This window comes from Clavibacter sp. VKM Ac-2873 (genome assembly GCF_015351075.1).
GTDB lineage: Bacteria > Actinomycetota > Actinomycetes > Actinomycetales > Microbacteriaceae > Clavibacter.
In genome coordinates, this window is sequence record NZ_JADKRS010000004.1 from 102,217 (window position 1) to 124,781 (window position 22,565).

The 22,565-nt window shown below is 73.2% G+C and carries 21 protein-coding genes and 1 riboswitch; of the genes, 13 read left to right on the top strand and 8 right to left on the bottom strand.

The annotated features are described in order from the left end of the window. Nucleotides 1-25: 25 nt before the first annotated feature. Complete coding sequence (locus tag ITJ44_RS12295) at nt 26-1,141, bottom strand: zinc-ribbon domain-containing protein (protein WP_194635841.1); 1,116 nt, start codon at nt 1,139-1,141, stop codon at nt 26-28. A gap of 46 nt (nt 1,142-1,187) precedes the next feature. On the opposite strand from ITJ44_RS12295, the gene ITJ44_RS12300 reads away from it, so the two are divergent. Beyond that, nucleotides 1,188-1,742, top strand: a complete 555-nt coding sequence (locus tag ITJ44_RS12300; protein ID WP_194635842.1) for a GNAT family N-acetyltransferase — start codon at nt 1,188-1,190, stop codon at nt 1,740-1,742. 30 nt (nt 1,743-1,772) lie between these two features. Here ITJ44_RS12300 and sufU read toward each other — a convergent pair whose 3' ends face one another. The 3 genes from sufU to phoA all read right to left on the bottom strand — a co-directional run bounded on the left by sufU (nt 1,773) and on the right by phoA (nt 5,327). Further along, nucleotides 1,773-2,216 carry a Fe-S cluster assembly sulfur transfer protein SufU gene (gene sufU / locus ITJ44_RS12305; RefSeq protein WP_194635843.1) on the bottom strand — a complete coding sequence of 148 codons (444 nt, stop codon included), beginning with the start codon at nt 2,214-2,216 and terminating at the stop codon, nt 1,773-1,775. After that, nucleotides 2,213-3,514: a SufS family cysteine desulfurase gene (locus ITJ44_RS12310; RefSeq protein ID WP_194635844.1), complete on the bottom strand. Its 1,302-nt coding sequence runs from the start codon at nt 3,512-3,514 to the stop codon at nt 2,213-2,215. Before ITJ44_RS12310 ends, sufU begins: the two co-directional genes overlap by 4 nt. 121 nt (nt 3,515-3,635) lie before the next feature. Then, a complete protein-coding gene (gene phoA / locus ITJ44_RS12315) occupies nt 3,636-5,327 on the bottom strand; it encodes an alkaline phosphatase (RefSeq protein ID WP_194635845.1) in 1,692 nt (563 codons plus the stop codon). 155 nt (nt 5,328-5,482) lie between these two features. Here phoA and ITJ44_RS12320 point away from each other — a divergent pair, with 155 nt between their 5' ends. Beyond that, entirely contained in the window at nt 5,483-6,268 is a 786-nt protein-coding gene (locus tag ITJ44_RS12320; protein ID WP_194635846.1) for a copper resistance protein CopC, read from the top strand. Nucleotides 6,269-6,278: 10 nt separating this feature from the next. Here the strand turns inward: ITJ44_RS12320 and ITJ44_RS12325 are convergent, their stop codons facing one another. Continuing rightward, entirely contained in the window at nt 6,279-6,650 is a 372-nt protein-coding gene (locus tag ITJ44_RS12325) for a BlaI/MecI/CopY family transcriptional regulator (protein ID WP_015490825.1), read from the bottom strand. A gap of 126 nt (nt 6,651-6,776) precedes the next feature. Between ITJ44_RS12325 and ITJ44_RS12330 the strand changes: the two genes are divergently transcribed. From ITJ44_RS12330 to ITJ44_RS12375, 10 genes are all read left to right on the top strand, one after another. Continuing rightward, nucleotides 6,777-7,232 carry an SseB family protein gene (locus ITJ44_RS12330; protein ID WP_194635847.1) on the top strand — a complete coding sequence of 152 codons (456 nt, stop codon included), beginning with the start codon at nt 6,777-6,779 and terminating at the stop codon, nt 7,230-7,232. A gap of 159 nt (nt 7,233-7,391) precedes the next feature. Then, nucleotides 7,392-7,478: riboswitch (glycine riboswitch) on the top strand. A gap of 137 nt (nt 7,479-7,615) precedes the next feature. Continuing rightward, complete coding sequence (gcvT, locus tag ITJ44_RS12335; protein ID WP_194635848.1) at nt 7,616-8,836, top strand: glycine cleavage system aminomethyltransferase GcvT; 1,221 nt, start codon at nt 7,616-7,618, stop codon at nt 8,834-8,836. Beyond that, the gene (gene gcvH, locus ITJ44_RS12340) at nt 8,833-9,204 is read left to right on the top strand and encodes a glycine cleavage system protein GcvH (protein ID WP_086521930.1); all 372 of its coding nucleotides are present in this window, start codon (nt 8,833-8,835) and stop codon (nt 9,202-9,204) included. Before gcvT ends, gcvH begins: the two co-directional genes overlap by 4 nt. Further along, nucleotides 9,201-12,176, top strand: coding sequence for an aminomethyl-transferring glycine dehydrogenase (gene gcvP, locus ITJ44_RS12345; RefSeq protein WP_194635849.1), 2,976 nt, complete (start codon nt 9,201-9,203; stop codon nt 12,174-12,176). The genes gcvH and gcvP overlap by 4 nt, the downstream gene beginning before the upstream one ends. 222 nt (nt 12,177-12,398) lie before the next feature. Then, entirely contained in the window at nt 12,399-13,133 is a 735-nt protein-coding gene (locus ITJ44_RS12350) for an HAD family hydrolase (protein WP_194635850.1), read from the top strand. A gap of 4 nt (nt 13,134-13,137) precedes the next feature. Further along, nucleotides 13,138-14,115, top strand: a complete 978-nt coding sequence (phnD, locus tag ITJ44_RS12355) for a phosphate/phosphite/phosphonate ABC transporter substrate-binding protein (RefSeq protein WP_194635851.1) — start codon at nt 13,138-13,140, stop codon at nt 14,113-14,115. A gap of 3 nt (nt 14,116-14,118) precedes the next feature. Beyond that, on the top strand, nt 14,119-14,940 hold the full coding sequence (gene phnC, locus ITJ44_RS12360) for a phosphonate ABC transporter ATP-binding protein (protein WP_194635852.1): 822 nt from the start codon (nt 14,119-14,121) through the stop codon (nt 14,938-14,940). Continuing rightward, nucleotides 14,937-15,731 (top strand): phosphonate ABC transporter, permease protein PhnE, encoded by a 795-nt coding sequence (phnE, locus tag ITJ44_RS12365; RefSeq protein ID WP_194635853.1) that lies wholly within the window; start codon nt 14,937-14,939, stop codon nt 15,729-15,731. Before phnC ends, phnE (ITJ44_RS12365) begins: the two co-directional genes overlap by 4 nt. Beyond that, nucleotides 15,728-16,534: a phosphonate ABC transporter, permease protein PhnE gene (gene phnE, locus ITJ44_RS12370; protein ID WP_194635854.1), complete on the top strand. Its 807-nt coding sequence runs from the start codon at nt 15,728-15,730 to the stop codon at nt 16,532-16,534. Before phnE (ITJ44_RS12365) ends, phnE (ITJ44_RS12370) begins: the two co-directional genes overlap by 4 nt. Beyond that, nucleotides 16,521-17,393, top strand: a complete 873-nt coding sequence (locus ITJ44_RS12375; protein ID WP_194635855.1) for a MurR/RpiR family transcriptional regulator — start codon at nt 16,521-16,523, stop codon at nt 17,391-17,393. The genes phnE (ITJ44_RS12370) and ITJ44_RS12375 overlap by 14 nt, the downstream gene beginning before the upstream one ends. A gap of 42 nt (nt 17,394-17,435) precedes the next feature. On the opposite strand, the gene ITJ44_RS12380 is transcribed toward ITJ44_RS12375, so the two are convergent. The 3 genes from ITJ44_RS12380 to ITJ44_RS12390 all read right to left on the bottom strand — a co-directional run bounded on the left by ITJ44_RS12380 (nt 17,436) and on the right by ITJ44_RS12390 (nt 20,385). Continuing rightward, a complete protein-coding gene (locus ITJ44_RS12380) occupies nt 17,436-19,058 on the bottom strand; it encodes a cation acetate symporter (RefSeq protein ID WP_194635856.1) in 1,623 nt (540 codons plus the stop codon). Further along, entirely contained in the window at nt 19,055-19,462 is a 408-nt protein-coding gene (locus ITJ44_RS12385) for a DUF485 domain-containing protein (RefSeq protein WP_194635857.1), read from the bottom strand. Before ITJ44_RS12385 ends, ITJ44_RS12380 begins: the two co-directional genes overlap by 4 nt. Nucleotides 19,463-19,569: 107 nt before the next feature. Continuing rightward, nucleotides 19,570-20,385: a CPBP family intramembrane glutamic endopeptidase gene (locus tag ITJ44_RS12390; RefSeq protein ID WP_194635858.1), complete on the bottom strand. Its 816-nt coding sequence runs from the start codon at nt 20,383-20,385 to the stop codon at nt 19,570-19,572. 289 nt (nt 20,386-20,674) lie between these two features. Here ITJ44_RS12390 and ITJ44_RS12395 point away from each other — a divergent pair, with 289 nt between their 5' ends. Next, the gene (locus tag ITJ44_RS12395; protein WP_194635859.1) at nt 20,675-22,510 is read left to right on the top strand and encodes an ABC transporter family substrate-binding protein; all 1,836 of its coding nucleotides are present in this window, start codon (nt 20,675-20,677) and stop codon (nt 22,508-22,510) included. The last annotated feature ends 55 nt before the right edge of the window (nt 22,511-22,565 follow it).

A 22,565-nucleotide genomic window follows, 5' to 3' on the forward strand; every position in this document is an offset into this window, starting at 1 on the left:
CGGGCGAGCGCGCCGGGCGCGCGCGTCACCCCGTCGCGGCCGACGGCGGCACCTCGCGCAGGTAGGCGTCCACGAAGAGCGGGCCGCGGATCTCGCGCAGCCGGTCGAGCAGCTGGTCGACCGTGCCGCGGGTGAGGCCCGAGACGCAGAGGTCGTAGGGGCCGAGGGGCGGCAGCTTGCCCGTGCGGATGCGGATGACCTCCCAGCCGGCGGAACGGAGCGCCCGGTCCTTGCGGCGGTCGGCCTCCTCGCGCCGGCCGACGTGCTCGAGGCCGTGGCGGCCGGTGGAGTCGTACTCGATCGCCACCCGCAGCTCGGGCAGCAGGATGTCGGGCCACGCCTCGAGGTGCTCGAAGAACGGGCGCGCGAGCCGCACGGCGGTGAGCCCGGGCGTGTGATCCAGGCGCGCGGCCAGATCCTGCCGCAGGCGCTCCTCGACGGCGGACGCGGGCGGCGGCGCGCAGGCGCTCGCGAACGGCTCGCCGACGGGGAGGTCGGGCGTCTTCGTGCAGATGCCGGGGGAGCGGCGGGGGCGGGCGGGGGTCGCGGCCGCGGCCGGGGACGCGCGCCGCTCGGCCGGACCCGCGGTGCCCGAGGCGCTCGGGGTGCCGTCCTTCCCGCGCCGGTCGCGGCCCGTGCCGCCCGCCGCGGGCCGGCCGTCGCGCGCGCCCCGACGCGGACGTGCGGACGCGGATCCGGGCCCGGCAGCCGACGACGGTGATCCGCCCGACGCGTCGGACGCGTCGGACGCGGATCCCCCCGCCACCGGCCCCGCCACGAGCGGCGACGCCCCCGGCCACCGCACCTGGTCCGCCATCGGCAGCACCGGTGTGCGCGGCGCGGCGGCCTCCGCGCAGTCCGGGCACCACGACGAGCGGCGGCGCTCCCGGCCCGGCCGCCTCCGCTGCTCCTCGGGCGTCGCGACGAAGACGTGCCCGACGTCGCACTGCCAGGTGAGGAGGACGTCGGCCGCGGGCGGCACCTGCGTGAGCGTGATGCCGCGGTTGAGATCCGGGTGGTACTGCCGGACGAGCACGGGGAACGACGCCCACGCCTCCCGGTAGGTGCCCACCGGGTACGGCACGTCGAGGCCGCGCGACCAGCGGCGCCGCGCCCACCACGCATCCACCGGCTCGGGCATGCCGTCACGCTAGGGGCGACCACCGACGTCCCCCTAGCCTGGGGCGGTGCCCGACCTCGAGACCGACCGCCTGCTCCTCCGCCGCTTCACGGAGGCCGACGCCCCCTTCCTCCTCGACCTGCACGCGCGGCCCGAGGTGATGCGGTGGATCGGCACGGGTGCCGTGCACACGGATCCCGCCCAGGCCGTGGCGCGCGCCGCCCGCTACGCCGCCCTCGACCACCCCGTGCGCGGCATCTGGGCGATCGAGGACCGCGACGGCGGCGCGCTCCTCGGCACGCTGCTGCTCAAGGACCTGCCCGCGTCGGCCGCGCCCCTCGCCGGCGACGACCCCGCCCCGCGCGACGCGCCGGAGGAGGGCGAGACGGAGATCGGCTGGCACCTGCACCCGGACGCCTGGGGGCGCGGCGTCGCGACGGAGGCCGCGCGGCGGGTGCTCGCCCACGCGGCCGAGGGCGGGCTGCGCCGCGTGCTCGCGGTGACGAACCCGGCGAACGCGCCGTCGCAGGCCGTGTGCCGACGGATCGGGATGCGCCCCCTCGGCCGCACGCGCGCCTACTACGACACGGAGTGCGCGCTGTTCCGCGTCGACTTGCCCTGAGGCCCGGGCGCTCGGCCGCGACCGTCCTCGTCAGCCGGCGCGGAGCGCGATCTCCAGCGTCGTCCACGGCAGCATCGCGCACTTGACGCGGCCGACGTAGCGGGAGACCCCGTCGAGCGCGACGGCGTCGCCGAACTCCTCCGGGTCGAGGTGGGACGCGCCCCGGCTCCGCATGACCTCGCGGAACGCCGCGATACGCGCGTGCACCGTCTCGAGGCTCGCGTCGTCGAGCACGCCGACGAGCATCGACGCGGACGCCTGCGAGATCGCGCAGCCGTGGCCCGTCCAGGCGATCTCGGCCACCCGCCCGTCCTCGACGCGGACGCCGAGGGTGATCTCGTCCCCGCACGTCGGGTTCACCTGGTGCGCGTGCATCGGCCACCCGGTGGGATCGCCCGTGCCCTCGGGGGTCCGCGAGTGGTCGAGGATCAGCTCCTGGTAGAGCGCGCCGCCGCCGACGCCCGGGGCGCTCATCGGCCGGCCCCGAAGAACGCGGCGGCGTCCTCGACGCCCTGCAGCAGCAGGTCGATCTCGGCGTCGGTCGTGTGCAGCGTCCCGCTCGCGCGCGTGGACGCGGTGAGGCCGAGCCTCCGGTGCAGCGGCTGCGCGCAGTGGTGCCCCACGCGCACGGCGATGCCGCGGTCGTCGAGGATCTGCCCCACGTCGTGCGCGTGCACGCCCGGGAGGTCGAACGCGGCGAGGCCGACGCGGTCGCCGGCGGGGCCGAGCACCCGCACGCCCGGGATCCCGGTGAGGCCCGCGACGAGCCGCGCGCCGATGCGCCGTCCGTGCTCCTGGATCCGGTCCATGCCGACCGCGTCGAGGTAGTCGACCGCGGCGCCCAGCGCCACGACCTGCGAGATGCGCTGCGTGCCGGCCTCGAAGCGCTGCGGCGGCGGCAGGAACTCGGCCGCCTCCATCGTCACCGTCGTGATCATCGACCCGCCCGTGAGGAACGGCGGCAGCGCCTCGAGCACCGAGCGCCGCCCGTAGAGCACGCCGATGCCCGTGGGCGCGAGCATCTTGTGGCCGGAGAAGACGGCGAGGTCGACGTCGAGGGCGCGCAGGTCGACGGGCAGGTGCGGCACGGACTGGCAGGCGTCGAGCACGACGAGGGCGCCCACCTCCCGCGCGCGGGCGACGACGGGACCGAGCGGCGCGACGCCGCCCAGCACGTTGGAGACGTGCGCGAGCGCGACGACGCGCGTGCGTTCCGTGATGACCTCGGCCAGGGTCTCGAGCCGCAGCGCACCCTGGTCGTCGACGGGGATGAAGCGCAGCCGGGCGCCCGTGCGGAGCGCGAGCTGCTGCCACGGGATGAGGTTCGCGTGGTGCTCCGACTCCGTGACGACGATCTCGTCGCCCTCCCGCACGCGGATCGACGTCGGAGCGGCCGCGCTGCCCAGCCCGTACGCGACGAGGTTCAGGCCCTCGGTCGCATTGGAGGTCCACACGATCTCGCCCGCGTCGACGCCCACGAAGCGCGCGACCTTCTCGCGCGCCTCCTCGAACTCCTCGGTCGCGAGCGCCGCGAGCGTGTGTGCGCCGCGGTGGACGGCCGCGTTCCGGTGCTCCAGGTACGCGCGCTCCGCGTCCAGCACCTGACGCGGCTTCTGCGAGGTCGCGGCCGAGTCGAGGTACACGAGCGGGTGGCCGTTCACCTCCGTGTCGAGGAGGGGGAAGTCGCGGCGGATCCGGTCGATCTCGTCGGCGGACAGGCCGGCGGATCGCGCCGGGCCGTCGCCGGGGGCGTCCTGGGGGGCGGTGTGCATGCGACGAGTCCATCGTGCCGCGGCTCCCGGCGCAACACGAGCGCGGGCCGACGACGCCCGGAGACGCGGAGGGCGCCCCCGCGACCGTGGTCGTGGGGGCACCCGTGGTGGATCCGCGGTGCTAGCGGACGGTCACCTTGGCGGTGGCGACCTTGCCCGTCTGCACCCCGGTGAGGGTGAGCGTGAGCGGGCCGCTCGTGGCCGGGGCCGTGAACGGGATCGCGACCTTGCCGTCGACGACGTCGTAGGTGCCGACCATCTGCCCGGCGGAGGTCGTGAGCGTCACCTGGCGGTCGCCGGCGAAGCGGGTGCCCGTCACGGTGATCTCCTCGCCGCGGTCGGGTCGGTAGTCGCTGGCCACGACCGACGCGCCCTTGCTGAGCGCCCCCGTGCCGCGGTCGAGCTTCAGCGCGTTCGCCATCGTGAAGAAGGTGTCGGTCTGGTCGGTGAGGCCGACGACGTTCGCCGCCCCCGGGCCGAAGGCCGCGACGCGGACCTGCGTGCCCGTGTGCTGCTGCGATCCGCCGAGGCCCGCGGTGCCGTAGGACAGCTTCATCACGCCGCCCTCGAGCGTGCGCACGGCGGCGCTGAGCGAGGTGGGAGGCGTGTTGTCCACGATCTGGCTGGAGTGCGCGTGGTCGGCGGTGACGATGACGAGCGTGTTGCCGTCCTTCTTCGCGAAGGCCATGGCGGCCTGCACGGACTCGTCGAAGTCGAGCGTCTCGCCGATCTGGCCGCACGGGTTCGCGGCGTGGTCCTGCTTGTCGATGCTGGCGCCCTCGACCTGAAGGAAGAAGCCCTTGCCGGCCTTCTTGGTGTCGAGCAGCGTGATCGCCTTGTCCGTCATCGTCCGGAGCGACAGGTCGCTGCCGAGGCGCTCGGGGTTCTCGGTGCAGGTGACGGGCGCGAGGTCGGCGCCGCCGACGGTCGCGGGGGTCGGCGCGAAGCGCGTCGGGAAGTTCCCCGGGGTGAACAGGCCGAGCACGGGCGCGGTCTGGTCGGCGGTCTTCACACCGGCGAGGCCGGCGCCGTCGCGGACGACCTGGTAGCCGCGCTGGTCGGCCTGGTCGAACAGGGTCTGGCCCTCGTACTGCCCGGCCTTCGCGGTCTGCGTGAAGCTCGCGGATCCGCCGCCGAGCGTGACGTCGGGGCGCGTGTTCAAGAGCTGCTCGCTGATGGATCCGAGGCCGCCGGCCGCGAGCGCGTCGTCGCCGCACGAGGCGGAGTCGGGCCCGTAGCAGGAGCGGCTGTCGACGTGCGCGACCTGGACGGCGGGGGTGGCGTCCTGGATCTCGGCGGTGCTGACGTCGCCGGTGCGCAGGCCGTTGGCCTTCGCGATCTCGGTGAGGGTCGCCTGCGGCTTCCCGTCGATGTCGACGCTGATCGCGCCGTCGTAGGTCTTCGTACCGGTCGCCCAGCCGCTGCCGGTCGCGGCGGAGTCGGGCACGTAGTCCGGCTTGCCCTTCCGGTCGCCGCTGCGCTCGAGCGAGTACGTCGTGTACTGGCCGGTCAGGGGCGGGGCGTCGAGGCCCGGGAGGCGGCCGGCGGCGCCGTAGGCGTAGTCGCGGGCGATGGTGATCTCGGAGTCGCCCATGCCATCTCCGATGAGGAGGATGACGTTCTTCGCGGACGCGTTCGTGATCTCGGAGCGGATCTGGGCGGTCTGGTCGCCGGCGAGGCGCTGGGCGCCGCCGTTCTGCGACAGCGCCGCGCCGGCGGCGAACGCGCCGGCCGGCAGCAGGATGGTCGCGGCGACGGCGGCCGCGGCGATCGGGAGGACGCGGCGACGCGTCCGGGTGGGGGTGGTTGTCATGGGGGTGGGGTCTCCTCGGGTGATGCCCCCGGTGCGGGGACATTTCAGAATCCGCCGAAATCGGGGGCGCGAGGAGAACCGGAGGCGACCGGCAGGCGAACATCGTCGCCTCGCGTCCGCTTCTCCCGCTCCCGGGCGCAGGGGATGATGGACCCATGGCGTCTCCGCACCACCCCCGCACCCCGTCCCTCCTCCGTCGCGCCGCGCTCGCCGCGGCCGCCGTCGCGCTCGTGCTGGGCGGGGCGTTGATCCCGGCGGGCGCCGCGTCCGCGCACGACCGGCTCGTGGGATCCATCCCCGCCGCCGACGCGACCGTCACGGACGAGCCGGGCACCATCGCGCTCGACTTCAGCGAGGAGCTCCTCGCGCTCGACGCGCAGGCGTCCGGCTTCGCGATCCAGGTGGTCAACGCCTCCGACGGCTCCTTCCACGAGGACGGCTGCATCGCGGTCGACGGGACCCGCGCCACGACCCGCATCGCGCTCGGCACGGCCGGCACCTACCAGGTCACGTGGCGCGCGGTCTCGAGCGACAGCCACCCGATCGACGGCACCTACTCCTTCACCTACGCGCCCACGGGCGACACGACCGGCACCCCGGCGATCACGGCGGCCCCGGCCTGCGGCGACGCCTGGGCGGGCAGCGCGGCCACCGCGACGCCGGAGCCCGAGGGCACCATGACGACCGAGGGCGCCGCGCCCGTCGCGCCCGCACCCACGTCCGATGCGCGGTCCGGCGCGTCCGTGCCGCTCGCGGAGACGGCCGAGACCACGCCCGTGTGGGTGTTCGTGCTCATCGGCCTCGTGATCCTCGCCGCCGCCGTGCTCGTGGTGGTCGGCGTCGTGCGCCGGTCGTCGCGTCGGTTCCCCGGCGAGGACGGCCCCGGCGAGGACGGCCCGAGCGTCGGCGGACCGTACGACGGCGCCGACGACCCGCGCTAGCGGATCCGGCCTAGGCCCGGTCGTCCCCGCCGAGCGCGCGGCGGAGGGCCGTGAGGTCGTCCCCGTCGAGGGTGCCGGCGAAGCGCAGCAGCGCGGCCTCGCGGTCCTTGGTGGCCGCGAGCGCGCCCGACATGAGCGACGCCGCGTGGTCCGTGCGCGAGCGGGCGGGCGCGAACGTGAGCGCGCGCGCCTCGTCGGATCGGGTGACGAGGCCCTTCTGGCCGAGCCGGTCCAGCACCGTGAGCACCGTCGTGAGCGCGGGGCGCGGATCCGGGATCCGGGCCACGACGTCCTTGGCCGTGAGCGGCTCGTCGGCGTCCCAGAGGGCGTCCATGATGGCGGCCTCGAGCTCGCCGCGGGGGCGCTGGCGTCCGATCGACACGGGCGTCTCCCCTCGGGACGGATGGCGGGTGGAAGAGACGATCCTAACTCCGCGCCAGGCCGCGACGGCGCTCGGCCAGGCGGCCTCGATCAGCGGCCGCCCCGCCGGATCGGGCACGATGGACCCATGACCGATTCACAGGACCGAGAGCCCACCCCCCTCGAGCAGGCCATCGCGCGCGGCCAGGCGGGCGAGTCCGACATGACCGCCGTCCTGACCGAGTTCATCAACACGACGGTCGTGGTGCCCACCGCCACGCCCCTCACCCCCGAGACCGACCAGCTCCAGCCCGTCCTCTTCGACCGCGACGGCGTGCCCATGCTCGCCGCGTTCACGCACGAGGACCGCATCGACGAGAAGGTGACGAGCGTCGCCGACCACGTCGCCACCATCCCCGCCGCCGAGCTCGTGCAGGCGATCCCCGAGGGCACCGGCCTCGTCATCAACGTGGGCACCACCGACGGCTTCGAGATGATGCCCGAGGGCGTCGCGCAGCTCGCCGACGACGTGCGCCGCGTCATCGACCAGGACGAGGACGGCGCCCCGCAGGCGCCCGCATCGCCCGCGCCCGACGCGATCTGATCCCGCCGGTCGATCCGACCACCCGACGCCGCCGCATCCACCCGGGTGCGGCGGCGCCGTCGCGTCCGATCGGGACGGCTGCGCCGGTCGGATCCGCCGGGAATCGTCACACGGCCGAAACGTCCCGCTCGATATGCTGGAGCACGAACACACGGCCGCGCACGCATCGCGGGAGAGCTCCTCCGGGAGCACCGAAGGAGCAAGCCTCCCCGCCAATCTCTCAGGTCCACGTACCGCGATGCACTGGCCACTCTGAAAAGCAGCCGTCCCGCACGGCTCGCCCACGGTGAAAGCCCGTCCTCGGACGGCGCGAAGCTCTCAGGCACATGACAGAGGGGGAGTCCCGCATCCGGCGCCCGCGCCGGTCACGACCGGAGGACTCCATGACCGACGCACCCGCCGAGACCGCGCCCGCCGCGGCGACCGCGGCCCCGCCCCGCCGATCCCCGCTGCACGCCGTGCACGAGGCGGCCGGTGCCTCCTTCACCGACTTCGCCGGCTGGCTCATGCCGGTGCGCTACACGAGCGACCTCGCCGAGCACCGCGCCGTGCGCGAGGCCGCCGGCATCTTCGACATCTCGCACATGGCCGAGATCGCGGTCGAGGGGGAGGGCGCCGCCCGGTTCCTCGACTCCGTGCTCGCGGGCAAGCTCTCCGCCATCGCCGAGTGGCAGGCGAAGTACACGCTGCTGCTGGATCCCTCGGGCGGCATCGTCGACGACCTCATCGTCTACCGCACGGGCGAGGAGTCCTTCCTCGTCGTCGCCAACGCGGGCAACCACGACCCCGTGCTCGCCGCGCTCGCGGAGGCCGCCCGGGGCCTCGACGACGTGGAGGTCGACGACGCGAGCGACGACGTCGCCCTCATCGCCGTGCAGGGTCCGGTGTCCCGCGCGATCCTCGAGGCCACCGGCGGGCTCGAGACCGAGACGCCGCTCGAGGCGCTCCGCTACTACCGCGCCACCGCGGCGCGCTTCGCCGGCCAGGACGTGCTCGTCGCCCGCACCGGGTACACGGGCGAGGACGGCTACGAGCTGTACGTCGCGACCGAGGACGCCGTCGCCCTGTGGGAGGCGCTCGTCGCGGCCGGCACGCCGCTCGGCCTCCTCAACACGGGCCTCGCCTGCCGCGACACGCTGCGCCTCGAGGCCGGCATGCCGCTCTACGGCCACGAGCTCGGCCTCCACACCCTGCCCGTCCAGGCCGGTCTCGGCAAGGTGGTCGCGCTCGGCAAGGAGGGCGACTTCCGCGGGCGCGCGGCCGTGGAGAAGGGGCCGGATCCCGTCGCCCGCGTGCTCGTCGGCCTCGTCACCGAGGGCCGCCGCGCGCCCCGCGCCGACTACCCCGTCTACGCCGAGGAGGCCGCGGGCGACTCCGCCGCCGCCCTCGAGGCCGTGATGGACGCCACCGAAGGCGCCGTCGCGCCTGTCGGCATCGTCACGAGCGGGGCCCTGTCGCCCACGCTCGGCCACCCCGTCGCCATGGCGTACGTGGATCCCGCGCTCGCCGCCCCCGGCACGCGCCTGACCGTCGACGTCCGCGGCACGCGCGTGCCCGCCACCGTCGTGACCCTCCCCTTCTACTCGCGAAAGGCCCTCGCATGACCGACCAGACCAGCCTCCAGTACACCGCCGAGCACGAGTGGGTGCAGGTCGACGGCGACGTCGCGACCGTCGGCATCACGGCCTACGCCGCCGACAAGCTCGGCGACGTCGTCTTCGTCGAGCTGCCCGCCGTGGGCGACGAGCTCGCGGGCGGCGAGGTCGTCGGCGAGATCGAGTCGACCAAGTCGGTCGGCGAGCTCTTCGCGCCCATCGACGGCACGGTCACGGAGGTCAACGACGACGTCGTGGCCTCGCCCGACCTCGTCAACAGCGACCCGTTCGGCGCCGGCTGGCTCGTGAAGGTCCGCTTCGAGGCGCTCCCCGCGCTCCTCAGCCACGACGAGTACGTCGCGCTGGTGGGCGAGTGACCGCCGTCGACGCCGGCACGCGCCCGGCCACGCCGTCGCCCGCCGCCGCGCCCGACATCGCGGAGGAGTCCTCGACGTTCGCGCCGGGCGCGTTCGGCGCCCGCCACATCGGCATCGACTCCGAGGCCCGCGCCACCATGCTCGCCCTCCTCGGCCACGACTCGATCCCGTCCCTCCTCGCGAAGGCCGTGCCCGAGACGATCCAGGTCGACCGCTTCCGCACCGAGGGCGACTCCGTGCTGCCCGAGGCGGCCACGGAGCGCGACGCCCTCGCCGAGCTGCGTCGCATCGCGAGCCGCAACCGCGTGCGCACCTCGATGATCGGCCTCGGCTACCACGACACGATCACGCCCGCGGTGATCACCCGGAACGTGCTCGAGAACCCGAGCTGGTACACGGCCTACACGCCCTACCAGCCGGAGATCTCGCAGGGCCGCCTCGAGGCGCTCATCAACTTCCAGACGATGGTCGCCGAGCTCGCCGGGCTCGCGACCGCGAACGCGTCGATGCTCGACGAGTCCACCGCCGTGGTCGAGGGCATGCTGCTCGCGCGTCGCGCCTCGAAGGCCAAGACGAACGTGTTCCTCATCGACTCCGACGCCCTGCCGCAGACGCGCGCGCTCCTCGACAGCCGGGCCGCCGCGCTCGGCATCGAGCTGGTCGCGCACGACCTCGCCTCGGTGGATCCGGCCGAGCTGCCCGACGCGTTCGGCGCCTTCATCCAGTACCCGGGCGCCTCCGGCCGCGTCTGGGATCCGAGCGCCGTGATCGCGCGCGTGCACGCGGCGGGCGGCCTCGCGGTCGTCGCGGCCGACCTGCTCGCCCTCACGGTCATCACGTCGCCCGGCGAGCTCGGCGCGGACATCGCGGTCGGCACCTCGCAGCGCTTCGGCGTGCCGATGGGCTTCGGCGGCCCGCACGCGGGATACCTGGCGGTGCGCGCCGGCCTCGAGCGCCAGATGCCCGGCCGCCTCGTCGGCGTCAGCCAGGACGCGGCCGGCCACCCCGCCTACCGCCTCTCGCTGCAGACGCGCGAGCAGCACATCCGCCGCGAGAAGGCCACCAGCAACATCTGCACGGCGCAGGTGCTCCTCGCCGTCATGGCCTCGATGTACGCGGTCTACCACGGGCCGAAGGGCCTCCGCGTGATCGCGCGCCAGGCGAACCGCGGCGCCCGCCGCCTCGTCCGCTCGCTCGCCACGGTCGGCGTCACGCCGATCCACGCCGCGTTCTTCGACACCGTGCGCGTCTCCGTGCCCGGCCGCGCCGACGAGATCCTCGCGGCCGCCGCCCGAGGCGGGGTCAACCTGCTCCGCGTGGACGCCGACACCCTCGGCTTCAGCGTCGACGAGGCCACGCGCCCCGAGGACCTCGCCGCCGTCGCGCGCGCGTTCGGCGCCGAGCTCGCGGAGGACGAGGGCGCCGCGGGCGATCTCTCCTCCATCCCCGAGGGATCCGTCCGCACGAGCGAGTACCTCACCCACGCCGTCTTCTCCACGCACCGCTCCGAGACCGGCATGATGCGCTACCTCAAGCGCCTGTCCGACAAGGACTACGCGCTCGACCGCGGCATGATCCCGCTCGGCTCCTGCACCATGAAGCTCAACGCGGCCACCGAGATGGAGGCGGTGACCTGGCCCGAGTTCCAGGCCATCCACCCCTTCGCCCCGGCCGACGATGTCGAGGGCTACCTCGAGCTGGTCCTCCAGCTGGAGACCTGGCTCGCGGACGTCACCGGCTACGACACCGTGAGCCTGCAGCCGAACGCGGGCAGCCAGGGCGAGCTCGCGGGCCTCCTCGCGATCCGCGGCTACCACCTCGCGAACGGCGACGACGCGCGCACCGTCTGCCTCATCCCGCAGAGCGCGCACGGCACGAACGCGGCCAGCGCCGTGCTCGCCGGCATGCGCGTCGTGGTGGTCGCGTGCGACGAGCTCGGCAACGTCGACCTCGACGACCTGCGCGCGAAGATCGCCGCGCACCGCGACGAGCTCGCCGGGCTGATGATCACGTACCCCTCCACCCACGGCGTCTACGAGCACGAGGTCGGCGCGATCTGCGCAGCCGTGCACGAGGCGGGCGGCCAGGTCTACGTCGACGGCGCGAACCTCAACGCGCTCCTCGGCTTCGCCCGGTTCGGCGACTTCGGCGGCGACGTCTCGCACCTCAACCTGCACAAGACGTTCTGCATCCCGCACGGCGGCGGCGGACCCGGCGTCGGCCCGGTCGCGGCGAAGGCGCACCTCGCGCCCTTCCTGCCCGGCCACCCGCAGGCGCAGCGCAACGTGCACGCGCTCGTGCAAGACGGCGTCGTGTCCACCATCGAGCACGGCGGCGCCCCGGTGTCGGCCGCGCCCTACGGGTCGCCGAGCATCCTGCCGATCAGCTGGGCCTACGTCCGCATGATGGGCGCCGAGGGCCTGAAGCAGGCCACGGGCGCCGCGGTCCTGTCGGCGAACTACATCGCCGCGCGCCTCCGCGACCACTACCCCGTGCTCTACGCGGGGGAGGACGGCCTCGTCGCGCACGAGTGCATCCTCGACCTGCGGCCGCTGACCGCGGCGACGGGGATCACGGTGGACGACGTGGCCAAGCGCCTCGTCGACTACGGCTTCCACGCGCCCACGATGAGCTTCCCGGTCCCCGGCACCCTCATGGTCGAGCCGACCGAGAGCGAGGACCTCGCCGAGGTCGAGCGCTTCATCGCGGCGATGATCGGCATCAAGCAGGAGGCCGACTCGGTCGCCGCGGGCGAGTGGCCGGCGGACGACAACCCACTCCGGAACGCGCCGCACACGGCCGAGTCGGTCATCGCGGGGGAGTGGACGCACGCGTACACGCGCGAGCGCGCCGTCTACCCGGTGGCGACCCTGGTGCGCGACAAGTACTGGCCGCCGGTGCGCCGCATCGACCAGGCCTACGGCGACCGCAACCTGTTCTGCGCCTGCCCGCCGCCGGAGGCCTTCGCCTGATCCGCGGGCGCGCCCGCGCGCCGCACCGCACCACCGCCGAGGGCGGCGGGACCACCCGGTCCCGCCGCCCTCGCGTCGTCCCGCCCCTGCCCGTCCGCCCGCGTTCACCTGCCGTCCACCGGGGATGGTCGAAGCGTCGACGGTGGATGCCTATCGTGGACGCTGCGTCCACAGGATCCCGAACGGGGATCCGCGACCCGGACGCGGAGACGAGCGCCACCCGTGACCACCCCCGGCCGGACGATCGTGTTCGACTTCGACGGCACGGTGTCCCTCGGCGACGGACCGGTCCTCCGCTACGCGCACCACGTGTCCGAGACCCTGGCGGTGGACGCCCGTGCCCGCTTCGACGACGCCGTCGCCGCCGGGCTCGGGGACGTCGGCCGAGCCTCCGGCGCCATCGACGGCTACGCGCTCGTGCAGCGGCTCGCCGCCGACCACGACGTGCCCGCCCGTCTCCTCTCGGCGGCGTTCCTCGCCAGCCGTGCCGAGCTCGGCGGTCCGCATGCGCCGGTCCTGCCCCCGGCCGGCCTCGCGGCGTTCCTCGGCGGTCTCGCCGGTCGGGCCCGCCGCGTCCTCGTCACCAACTCGCCCGCCGTCCGGATCCCGGAGGCGCTCGCCGCGCTCGGCCTCGACGGCGCGTTCGACGAGGTCGTCACGGGCGCGGGCAAGCCGGCCGGCATGCCCGCCGTCCTCGGACGCGTCGACCCCGGTCCCGCCGCGGGTCCCGCCGCCGCCCGCCTGCTCAGCGTCGGCGACCTCTGGGTCAACGACCTGGAGCCCGCCCACGCGCGCGGCTTCAGCACGGCGCTGGTCGGTCCCGGCGCGCGCGACGACACCCGGGCCACCTTCCGCGCCGCCACCCTCGCCGACCTCTACGCCGACATCGGCGCCTGGGCCGCCGCCACCCCCGTCTCCTCCGCCCGCCCCTCCTCGCTCCCCACCGAAAGCAGATGACCCCATGAAGAAGACCGCCATCCAGGTCCTGGCCCTCGGAGCCGTGGCCGCCCTCGCGCTCACCGGCTGCTCCAGCGGATCCGGCGCCGACGCGTCCGGCACCCCCGGGGCCGCCGCGGATCCGACCTCCCTCACGCTCGCGCTCGTCCCGTCCCAGGACCAGGACGGGCTCGTCCAGACGGCCGCGCCGCTCACCGACATGCTCACGAAGGCGCTCGGCATCCCCGTCACCGGCGTGGTGTCGAAGGACTACCAGGCCGCGGTGGAGGCGATGGGCGCCGACCAGGCGCAGATCGGCTTCCTCCCGTCGCTCCAGCTCTGGCAGGCGAGCGACATGTACAAGGCCAAGGTCGTCCTGCAGACCGAGCGCAACGGCAACATCACGTACCCGGCCCAGTTCATGACGAACGACCCCGACAAGTACTGCGACGACGCGCCCGTCGAGCGCGACGGCATGCTGTTCTGCAACGGCGCGGACGCGCTCGCGGGACCGCAGGGCCTCGACTCCATCACGAAGGTGAAGGGCGCGAAGGTCGCCGTCCTCGGCCCGGGCTCGCCCGCCGGCTACATCTACCCGATGCTGGCGCTCAAGGACGCCGGGCTCGACATCGACTCGGACATCCAGCGGATCCCCGTCACGGCCAACGACGCCTCGGTGCTCGCCGTCTACAACGGCGACGCGGAGGTCGGCTTCAGCTTCTGGGACGCCCGCACCATCGTGAAGAAGGACAAGCCGGACGTGGGCCAGAAGGTCGTCGTCTTCGCCATGACGGACGAGATCCCGAACGACGGCGTCGCGGTCTCCGGCTCGCTCTCGCCGGAGCTGCAGGACAAGATCACGAAGGCGCTCGCCGACTACTCGGCCACGCCCGAGGGCTCAGCGGCCCTCACCGCCATCTACTCGATCACGAAGCTCGCGCCCGCCGACCCGTCCTCGCTCGACGTCGTGGCCCGCGCCGCGCAGTCGCTCGGTCTGCAGTAGCGCATGCCCGCCACCCGCTCCCTCGCGGAGGCCGACGCGCTCGCGCCGGCCTCCGCGCCGTGGGCCGTCCGCCTCCGCGGCGTCACGGTCCGGTACCCCAACGGCGTCGTCGCGCTGAAGGACGTCTCCCTCGACATCGCGGGCGGCGAGATGGTCTCGATCGTCGGCCTGTCCGGATCGGGGAAGTCGAGCCTCATCCGCACCATCAACGGCCTCGTCCCCGTGTCCTCGGGCGAGGTGGAGGTGGGCGGCACGCGCGTCGACGGCCTCGCGGGTCGGCGGCTGCGCGCCCTCCGCGGCGACATCGGCATGATCTTCCAGGGCTTCAACCTGGCCTCCCGCACCAGCGTGCTGAACAACGTCCTCGTCGGACGCCTCGCGCACACGCCCGGCTGGCGCACCTTCCTCGGCCTGCACACGGCGGCGGACCGCGAGATCGCGTTCCAGGCCCTCGAGAGCGTGGGGATACTCGCCAAGGTCTGGGACCGTGCGTCCACCCTGTCCGGCGGCCAGCAGCAGCGCGTCGCCATCGCGCGGGCGTTGGCGCAGCGGCCCCGGCTCGTCCTCGCCGACGAGCCGGTCGCGAGCCTCGACCCGCCGACCGCGCACGGCGTCATGGGCGACCTGCGTCGGATCAACCGGGAGCTCGGGATCACCGTGCTCACGAACCTGCACCTGCTCGACCTCGCGCGCGGCTACGGCGACCGGATGATCGGCCTCCGGGCGGGCGAGGTCGTCTACGACGGACCGGCCGCGACCGCGGGCGACGACGTCTTCGAGGCGATCTACGGCCGGTCGATCCGGCCGGAGGACACCCTCGGATGAGCGTCCGCGAGCTGCCGCCGCGGCCGGCCGGCCGCTGGCGGCCCTGGGTCGCGCTCGCCGTGGTGCTCGTCATCACCGCGGTCGCGATGAGCCCGCAGCTGGGCGTCGCGTTCGGGTTCGACGCCATCGCGCGCAACTGGCGCAACGGCGCCGACAAGCTGGTGCGCCTGGTCCAGCCGGACTGGGCCTTCTTCCCGCGCACGGTCGCGCCGATGCTCGAGACCCTGGCCATGGCCGTCATCGCGACGGTCGCGGGCGCGGCGGTCGCGCTGCCGCTCAGCCTGTGGGCGGCGCGGCTCACCAACCCCCACCCGGTGAGCCGGGGGATCCTCCGCGCGATCCTCAACGTCGTGCGCGCGGTGCCCGAGCTGCTCTACGCCTCGCTGCTCGTCGCCATGGTGGGCGTCGGCGCCCTCCCCGGCATCATCGCGCTCGTCCTGTTCAACGTGGGCATCATCGTGAAGCTCGTGTCGGAGTCCATCGAGTCGAACGACGCCGGTCCCCTGGAGGCCGGTCGCGCGGCGGGCGGGACGCGGATGCAGGTCGACCGCGCCGTGGCGCTCCCGGACGTGCTGCCCGGCTTCATCGGGCAGACGCTCTACGTGCTCGAGCTCAACGTGCGCGCGTCCACCGTGCTCGGCCTGGTGGGAGCGGGCGGCATCGGCCTCCTCATCGACGCCGTGCGCACCTTCTACCGCTACGACCAGCTCGCGCTCATCGTGCTCGAGATCCTCGTGATCGTCATCGTCATCGACCTCGTCTCGAACGAGATCAGGAAGAGGATCGCATGAGCCTCGCCGTGCCCGTCCGCCCCCGCCGCCCCGGCCGCGTCGTCGCCGCCGCGGGCGTCACCGTCGTCGTGGTCGTCGCCTGCTGGTCGGCCGACATCGCGTGGGACCGCCTCGCCGACCTGCCCGCCGAGGTCGTCCGCTACCTCTGGCTCATGTTCGCCAGCCCCGACTGGTCGAAGCTGCCCGAGGCCCTGGCCCAGACCTGGGTCTCGGTGCTCATGGCCTGGGTCGGCACGGTCATCGGCGTCGTCGTGTCGGTGCCGCTCGCGTTCGTCGCGGCCCGCGGGTTCGCTCCGGCCGGCGTGCGCTGGCCGCTGCGGATCCTGTTCTCCGCCATCCGCGCGGTCCCGGAGATCATCACCGCGATCATCATCCTGTCCGTCACCGGGCTCACGCCGCTCACGGGCGCGCTCGCGCTCGCCGTCTCGAGCGTCGGCACCCTCGGCAAGTGGGGCTACGAGTCCGTCGAGGGCGTGGGTCGGGGCCCGATCGAGGCGGTGCGCGCGGCCGGCGGCGGCGCGTGGTCGATCATCCGCTGGGGCGTGTGGCCGCAGGCGAGCGGCGAGTTCCTCTCCTTCTGGCTGTACCGGTTCGAGATCAACGTGCGCGCGTCGGCCGTCCTCGGCCTCATCGGCGTCGGCGGGATCGGCGACATGCTCACCTCCTACACTCAGTACCGGGAGTGGTCCACCGTCGGCGTGCTCCTCATCGTGGTGGTCGCCGTCACCATGTCGATCGACGCGATCTCCGGAGCGATCCGCCGCCGCATCACCGAGGGGGCGAGGGTCCGTGCAGTGGAGTGACGACGTCGGGCCGACCACGCGCATCGCGACCGTGGTCAACGCCCTGCAGCCGAGCGAGCGCCGGGTGGTCGAGCTCATCCTCGACGACACCGAGGGCGTGGTGGAGATCACCGCGCAGGAGCTCGCCGATCGCGCGGGCGTCGCGCGGTCGACCGTGATCCGCTCCTGCCAGAGCCTCGGCTACCGCGGCTACCCGCAGCTGCGCGTCGCCCTCACGCGCGAGCTGGCCCGCAGCTCGGCGCGGGCGTCGACCGCCGCGGGCGACGGCGCGCACGGCACCAGCGCCCTCGGCCGGATCCGCTCCGACCTCGACGCGCTCGCGGCCGCCCTGCCCCGGGTCGCGAGCGTCCTCACCGAGGCGGAGGTGGAGGACGCCGTCGCGCGCGTGGTCGCGGCCCGCCGGCTCGTGATCGTCGCGAGCGGCCTGTCCTCGCCGCTCGCCCTCGACCTCTCGATGCGGCTCACCGCCGTCGGGCGCCCGACGGAGCACGTCGCGGATCCCATCGGCCAGCAGATCGCCGTCAGCCGCCTCGGCGCCGACGACGTGGTGCTCGTCATCAGCGGCAGCGGCGCCAACGAGCTGAGCCTCCGGGCCGCGCGCGCGGCCCGCTCGGCCGGCGCGGGGATCGTCGCGGTCACCTCGTTCGCGACCTCGCCCATCGGCGCCATCGCCGACGTCGCCCTCGTCGTCGCGCCCGCGAAGGCCGGCTTCCGCCACGAGGTGGAGCACACGTCGCGCATCCCGCACGTCATCGTCCTGGAGTCGCTCGTCGAGATCGTCGCCGATCGGCTGGGCGCGACCGCGGCCGACACCCGCGCGGGCGTGCTCGCCATCCTCAGCGACGCGCTCAGCGACTGACCGCGTGCCGGGCGCCTCGACGGGGGCGCCCGGCACGAGCCCCTAGTGCTCCGTCGCCTTCTCGGCGCCGTGCCCGGTGAGCGACCGCACGTCCATCTCCGCCGCGACGAGCGGATCCTCCGTGCGGGTCGAGGTCACCGTCCCGATCCAGCCCAGCAGGAACCCGACCGGGATCGACACGATGCCGGGGTTGCTCAGCGGGAACCACGAGAAGTCGGCCCCCGGGATCATCGACGTCTCCGCGCCCGACACGACGGGCGAGAACGCGATCAGCACGAGCGCCGTCCCGAGCCCGCCGTACATGCTCAGCACCGCGCCCCGCGTGGAGAAGCGCCGCCAGTAGAGCGAGTAGAGGATGGTCGGCAGGTTCGCGCTCGCGGCCACCGCGAACGCGAGCGCCACGAGGAACGCGACGTTCTGCCCGTTCGCGCCGATGCCCGCGATGATCGAGACGATGCCGATCACGACCACCGTGATCCGCGCGACGCGCACCTCGCCGTTCGCCGAGACCTGCCCCTTCTTGATGACGCTGCCGTACACGTCGTGCGCGAACGACGCCGCGGCCGTGATCGTGAGCCCCGCCACCACCGCCAGGATCGTCGCGAACGCGACCGCCGCGATGATGCCGAGCAGGATCGGCCCGCCCAGCTCGAGCGCCAGCAGGGGCGCCGCCGAGTTCACGCCGCCGGGGGCCGCGAGGATCCGCTCGCTCCCGAGCAGCGCGCCCGCGCCGTACCCGAGCACCAGGGTGAAGAGGTAGAAGATCCCGATGAGCCAGATCGCCCACACGACGCTGCGACGCGCCTCCTTCGCGGTCGGCACCGTGTAGAAGCGCATGAGCACGTGGGGGAGGCCCGCCGTGCCGAGCACCAGCGCGAGCGCGAGCGAAAGGAAGTCGAGCTTCGTGATCCCCGTGGCCCCGTACTGGTTGCCGGGCTCGAGCACGGGCTTGTCGGCCGCGGCGGCCGCGGCGCCCAGGAGGTCGGACACGTCGAACCCGTGGATCGCGAGCACCCACACGGTCATGACCGCGGCGCCCGCGATGAGCAGGCAGGCCTTGATGATCTGCACCCAGGTGGTGCCCTTCATGCCGCCCACGAGCACGTAGACGATCATGAGCGCGCCCACCACGGCGATCACGAGCGACTGCCCGAGCCGGTCCTCGATCCCGAGCAGCAGCGAGACGAGCCCGCCGGCACCCGCCATCTGCGCGAGCAGGTAGAAGAAGCACACCGCGAGCGTCGTGGTCGCCGCAGCCAACCGCACGGGCCGATGCTTCAGCCGGAAGCTCAGCACGTCGGCCATCGTGAACTTGCCCGTGTTGCGCATGAGCTCCGCCACGAGCAGCAGCGCCACGAGCCACGCGACGAGGAACCCGATCGAGTAGAGGAACCCGTCGTACCCGTTGATGGCGATGGCGCCGACGATGCCGAGGAACGATGCCGCCGAGAGGTAGTCGCCCGCGATGGCGGTGCCGTTCTGCGGGCCGGTGAAGGAGCGACCCGCCGCGTAGTAGTCGGCCGCGGTCGAGTTGTCGCGGCTCGCGCGGAACACGATCACGAGCGTGATGACCACGAACGCCCCGAAGATGGAGATGTTGATGGCGGGATCGCCCGTGTCGGTCGTCGGCGTGGTCGCCAGGACGGCCGTGCCCGGCGCGATCACCGTCCGCCGCCCTTCCGGCGCTCCGGGGGAGTGGATCCGCCCGCCCCGTCGAGCGCCCCGCGCTCCCGCTCCTCCAGGTCGGCGCGGATCTCCGCGGCGATGGGGTCGAACCGCGAGTTGGCGCGGCTCACGTACCAGGTGGTGATCGCGAACGTCGTGACGAACTGGCCGAGGCCCAGCAGGATCCCGAGGTTCACGTTCCCGATGACCGGCGTGGACATGAACTCGTGCGCGTAGTCCGACAGCAGCACGAACGCGGCGTACCAGACGAGGAACGCCACGGCGAGCGGGAAGACGAAGCTGCGATGCGCCCGCTTCAGCTCCTGGAACCGGGCCGAGTCCTCGACCTCCCGGTAGTCGACGGCCGGCCGGGGGTCCCCGGGCGGATGAGCGGCGTCGCCCATGTGATCTCCTCGAGATACGGCCGCACCTCGTCGTGCGGCGTTCCCAGGTTAGGCACAGGCGCGGGTGATTCACCAGGGCAGCGCCCCCGCGGGGGCGCGGCCACCCGTCAGGCGAACAGCCCCGGCACCAGCGCGAGGGCGACCGGGTAGCCCACGAAGCTGACGACGTCGAGGATCAGGTGCGCCACCACGAGCGGCGCCGTCCGGCCGAAGCGCACGTAGCACCAGCCGAACACGACCCCCATCGCCACGTTCCCGAAGAACGGCCCGTAGCCCTGGTACAGGTGGTAGCTCCCGCGCAGCACGGCCGCCGCGACGATGACGCTCCACGCGCCGAGCCGACCGTGCCCCCAGCCGAGCTCGCGCAGCCGCGTGAAGAGGTACCCGACCACGATCACCTCCTCCTGCAGCGCGGCGCGGAGGGCCACGAGCACGAGCACCGGCACGGTCCACCAGTACGAGTCCAGGGCGGTCGGCACGACGTCGACCGTGATCCCGAGGGCGCGGCCCGCGAAGTACAGGCCGAGGCCGGGCACGCCGATGAGCGCCGCGAGGCCGAACCCGGCGGCGACGTCCCGGCCGGGGCGCGCGAGGTCGAGCCCGATCCGGCGGAACGCGCTCCGCCCCGGCTGCCACAGCAGGAAGAGCACCAGGGCCACCGGCACGAGCGCGGTCGCGATGTCGAGCAGCTGGTACAGGAGGTCGAACGCCTGCCGGTCGTTCAGGCTGCGGTTGATGGTGGCGCTCTGCGAGCCGAGGGCCTCCCGGCGCGTGGACAGGTCGACGATCCGGAGCACCGAGTACACGGCGCTCGCCCCGAGCGACAGCCCGAGCACGATCGCGATCTCCCACCGCAGCCGCGTCCGCTGCGCGCGCCCGAGCTGCGGGCGGGGATCGTCGAGGAGGGCGGGAGCGTCGGGCACGGGCCGATCCTAGGCGCGCGATGTCGACCGGCCGCCCGCCGGCCGGACGTGGCCGGTGAGGGCCCTGACGACGCGATCCGTCGCCGAGGGCGGCAGGAACGCGCGATCCCGACCGTCGGGACGCACGGATCCGGACCGCGACGCGTGGATCCGCGCGTCTGAGTTACCGGTATGTAACGTTTGGGCCCAGTTTTTGCAAAGACTCCCAGCCGAACCTAGGGTCATTCTTATCTGCGCGGTCGACCGCACGCACGGTGGGTCCGCGCCATTCCCATGCACAGGAGGAACCTTGAAAATCAGACGCCTCGCAGCGGCTGGTGCCGTCATCGTCTCCGGTGCCCTCGTTCTCAGCGGCTGCTCTGCGCCCGCTCAGAAGTCCGAGGTCATCGCCGGCACTGAGATCACCGTGGCCTGGAACGACCCGTTCCTCGAGTACAACAACGCGTCGGCGACCGGCAACGCGTCCGCCAACACGAACATCGTGTACCTGACGAACCAGTCCTTCAACTACTACGACGACGGCCCGTCCCTCGTCAAGAACACGGACTTCGGCACCTACGAGAAGGTCTCCGACGACCCGCTGGTCGTGAAGTTCACGATCAACGAGGGCGTCAAGTGGAGCGACGGCACCCCCGTCGACGCCGCGGACATGCTCCTCAACTGGGCCGCGAACACGACGAACGTGAACACGACCGAGGACGTGAAGACGAACGACGACGGCACGGTCTCCACCGGCGACGACCAGGTCTTCTTCAACTCGGGCGCCGTCAAGGACACCCGCCTCGGCCTGGTCACCAAGACCCCCGAGATCGGCGACGACGGCCGCAGCCTCACGTACACGTACGACCAGCCCTACGTGGACTGGGAGATCGCGACCGGCAACGGCGTCGGCGTCTCCGCGCACGGCACCACGCAGCTCGCGTTCCCCGACCAGAACCTCTCGCCCGAGGACGCGAAGAAGAAGCTCATCACGGCGATCCAGGACAAGGACGCCAGCGTCCTCGCCCCGGTCTCCAAGGTCTGGAACGACGGCTACCGCTACTCGGACATGCCGAGCGAGCCGCAGAAGACCCTGGGCGACGGCGCGTACACGATCACCGACCTCAAGGCCGACCAGTACGTCACCCTGACGGCCAACAAGGAGTACACCGGCACCAAGAAGCCGAAGTACGAGAAGATCACGGTCCGCTTCATCGCGGACCCGCAGGCGCAGATCCAGGCCCTCTCCAACGGCGAGGTCCAGATCGCGTCCGGCCAGCCCACGGCCGACCTCCTCCAGCAGGTCCAGGGACTCAGCGGCATCGAGTACAAGGGCCAGGCCGAGGGCACGTACGAGCACGTCGACCTCCAGGTCACCAACGGCGGACCGTTCGACCCCACGAAGTACGGCGGCGACGCCGACAAGGCCAAGCTCATCCGCCAGGCGTTCTTCAAGACGCTCCCGCGCGAGGAGATCCTCGACAAGCTGATCAAGCCCCTGCAGGAGGACGCCGAGCTCCGCAACTCGAACGTCTACGTGCCCGGCACGCCCGAGTACCAGGCGTCCGTCGAGAAGAACGGCTACAAGGACCAGGCGGTCGACATCGAGGGCGCCAAGGCGGACCTCGCGAAGGCCGGCGTCACGGGCACGATCGACGCCCGCGTCATCTACGGCCAGGGCAACACGCGCCGCCAGCAGGAGTTCGAGCTCATGCGCCAGTCGGCCGCCCTGGCCGGCTTCAACCTCATCGACGTGAACAGCGCGACGTGGGGTGCCGACCTGTCCAGCAAGACGGGCTCGTACGACATCGCCCTCTTCGGATGGCAGTCGGTGAGCCTCGGTGTCGGCGAGTCCGGCCCGAACTACCAGACCGGCGGCATCAACAACTACTACGGCTGGTCGAACCCCGAGATTGACTCGCTGTTCAAGCAGCTGGACACGGAGACGGACAAGGACAAGCAGCTCGCGCTGGTCATCCAGGCCGAGACCCTCATCCAGCAGCAGGGCTGGACGACGCCGATCTACCAGTTCCCCGGCCTCACCGCCTGGAGCGACACCGTGTCGGGCGTCAAGCCCGCGTTCCTGTCGCCCAACTGGTTCTGGAACTACTGGGAGTGGGCTCCGGCCCAGGCAGCCGCGCAGTAGCGCGACACGTGAGCGCCGTCCCCTGAACGGGAGGGTGCGAGGGTGCCGAGGTCTT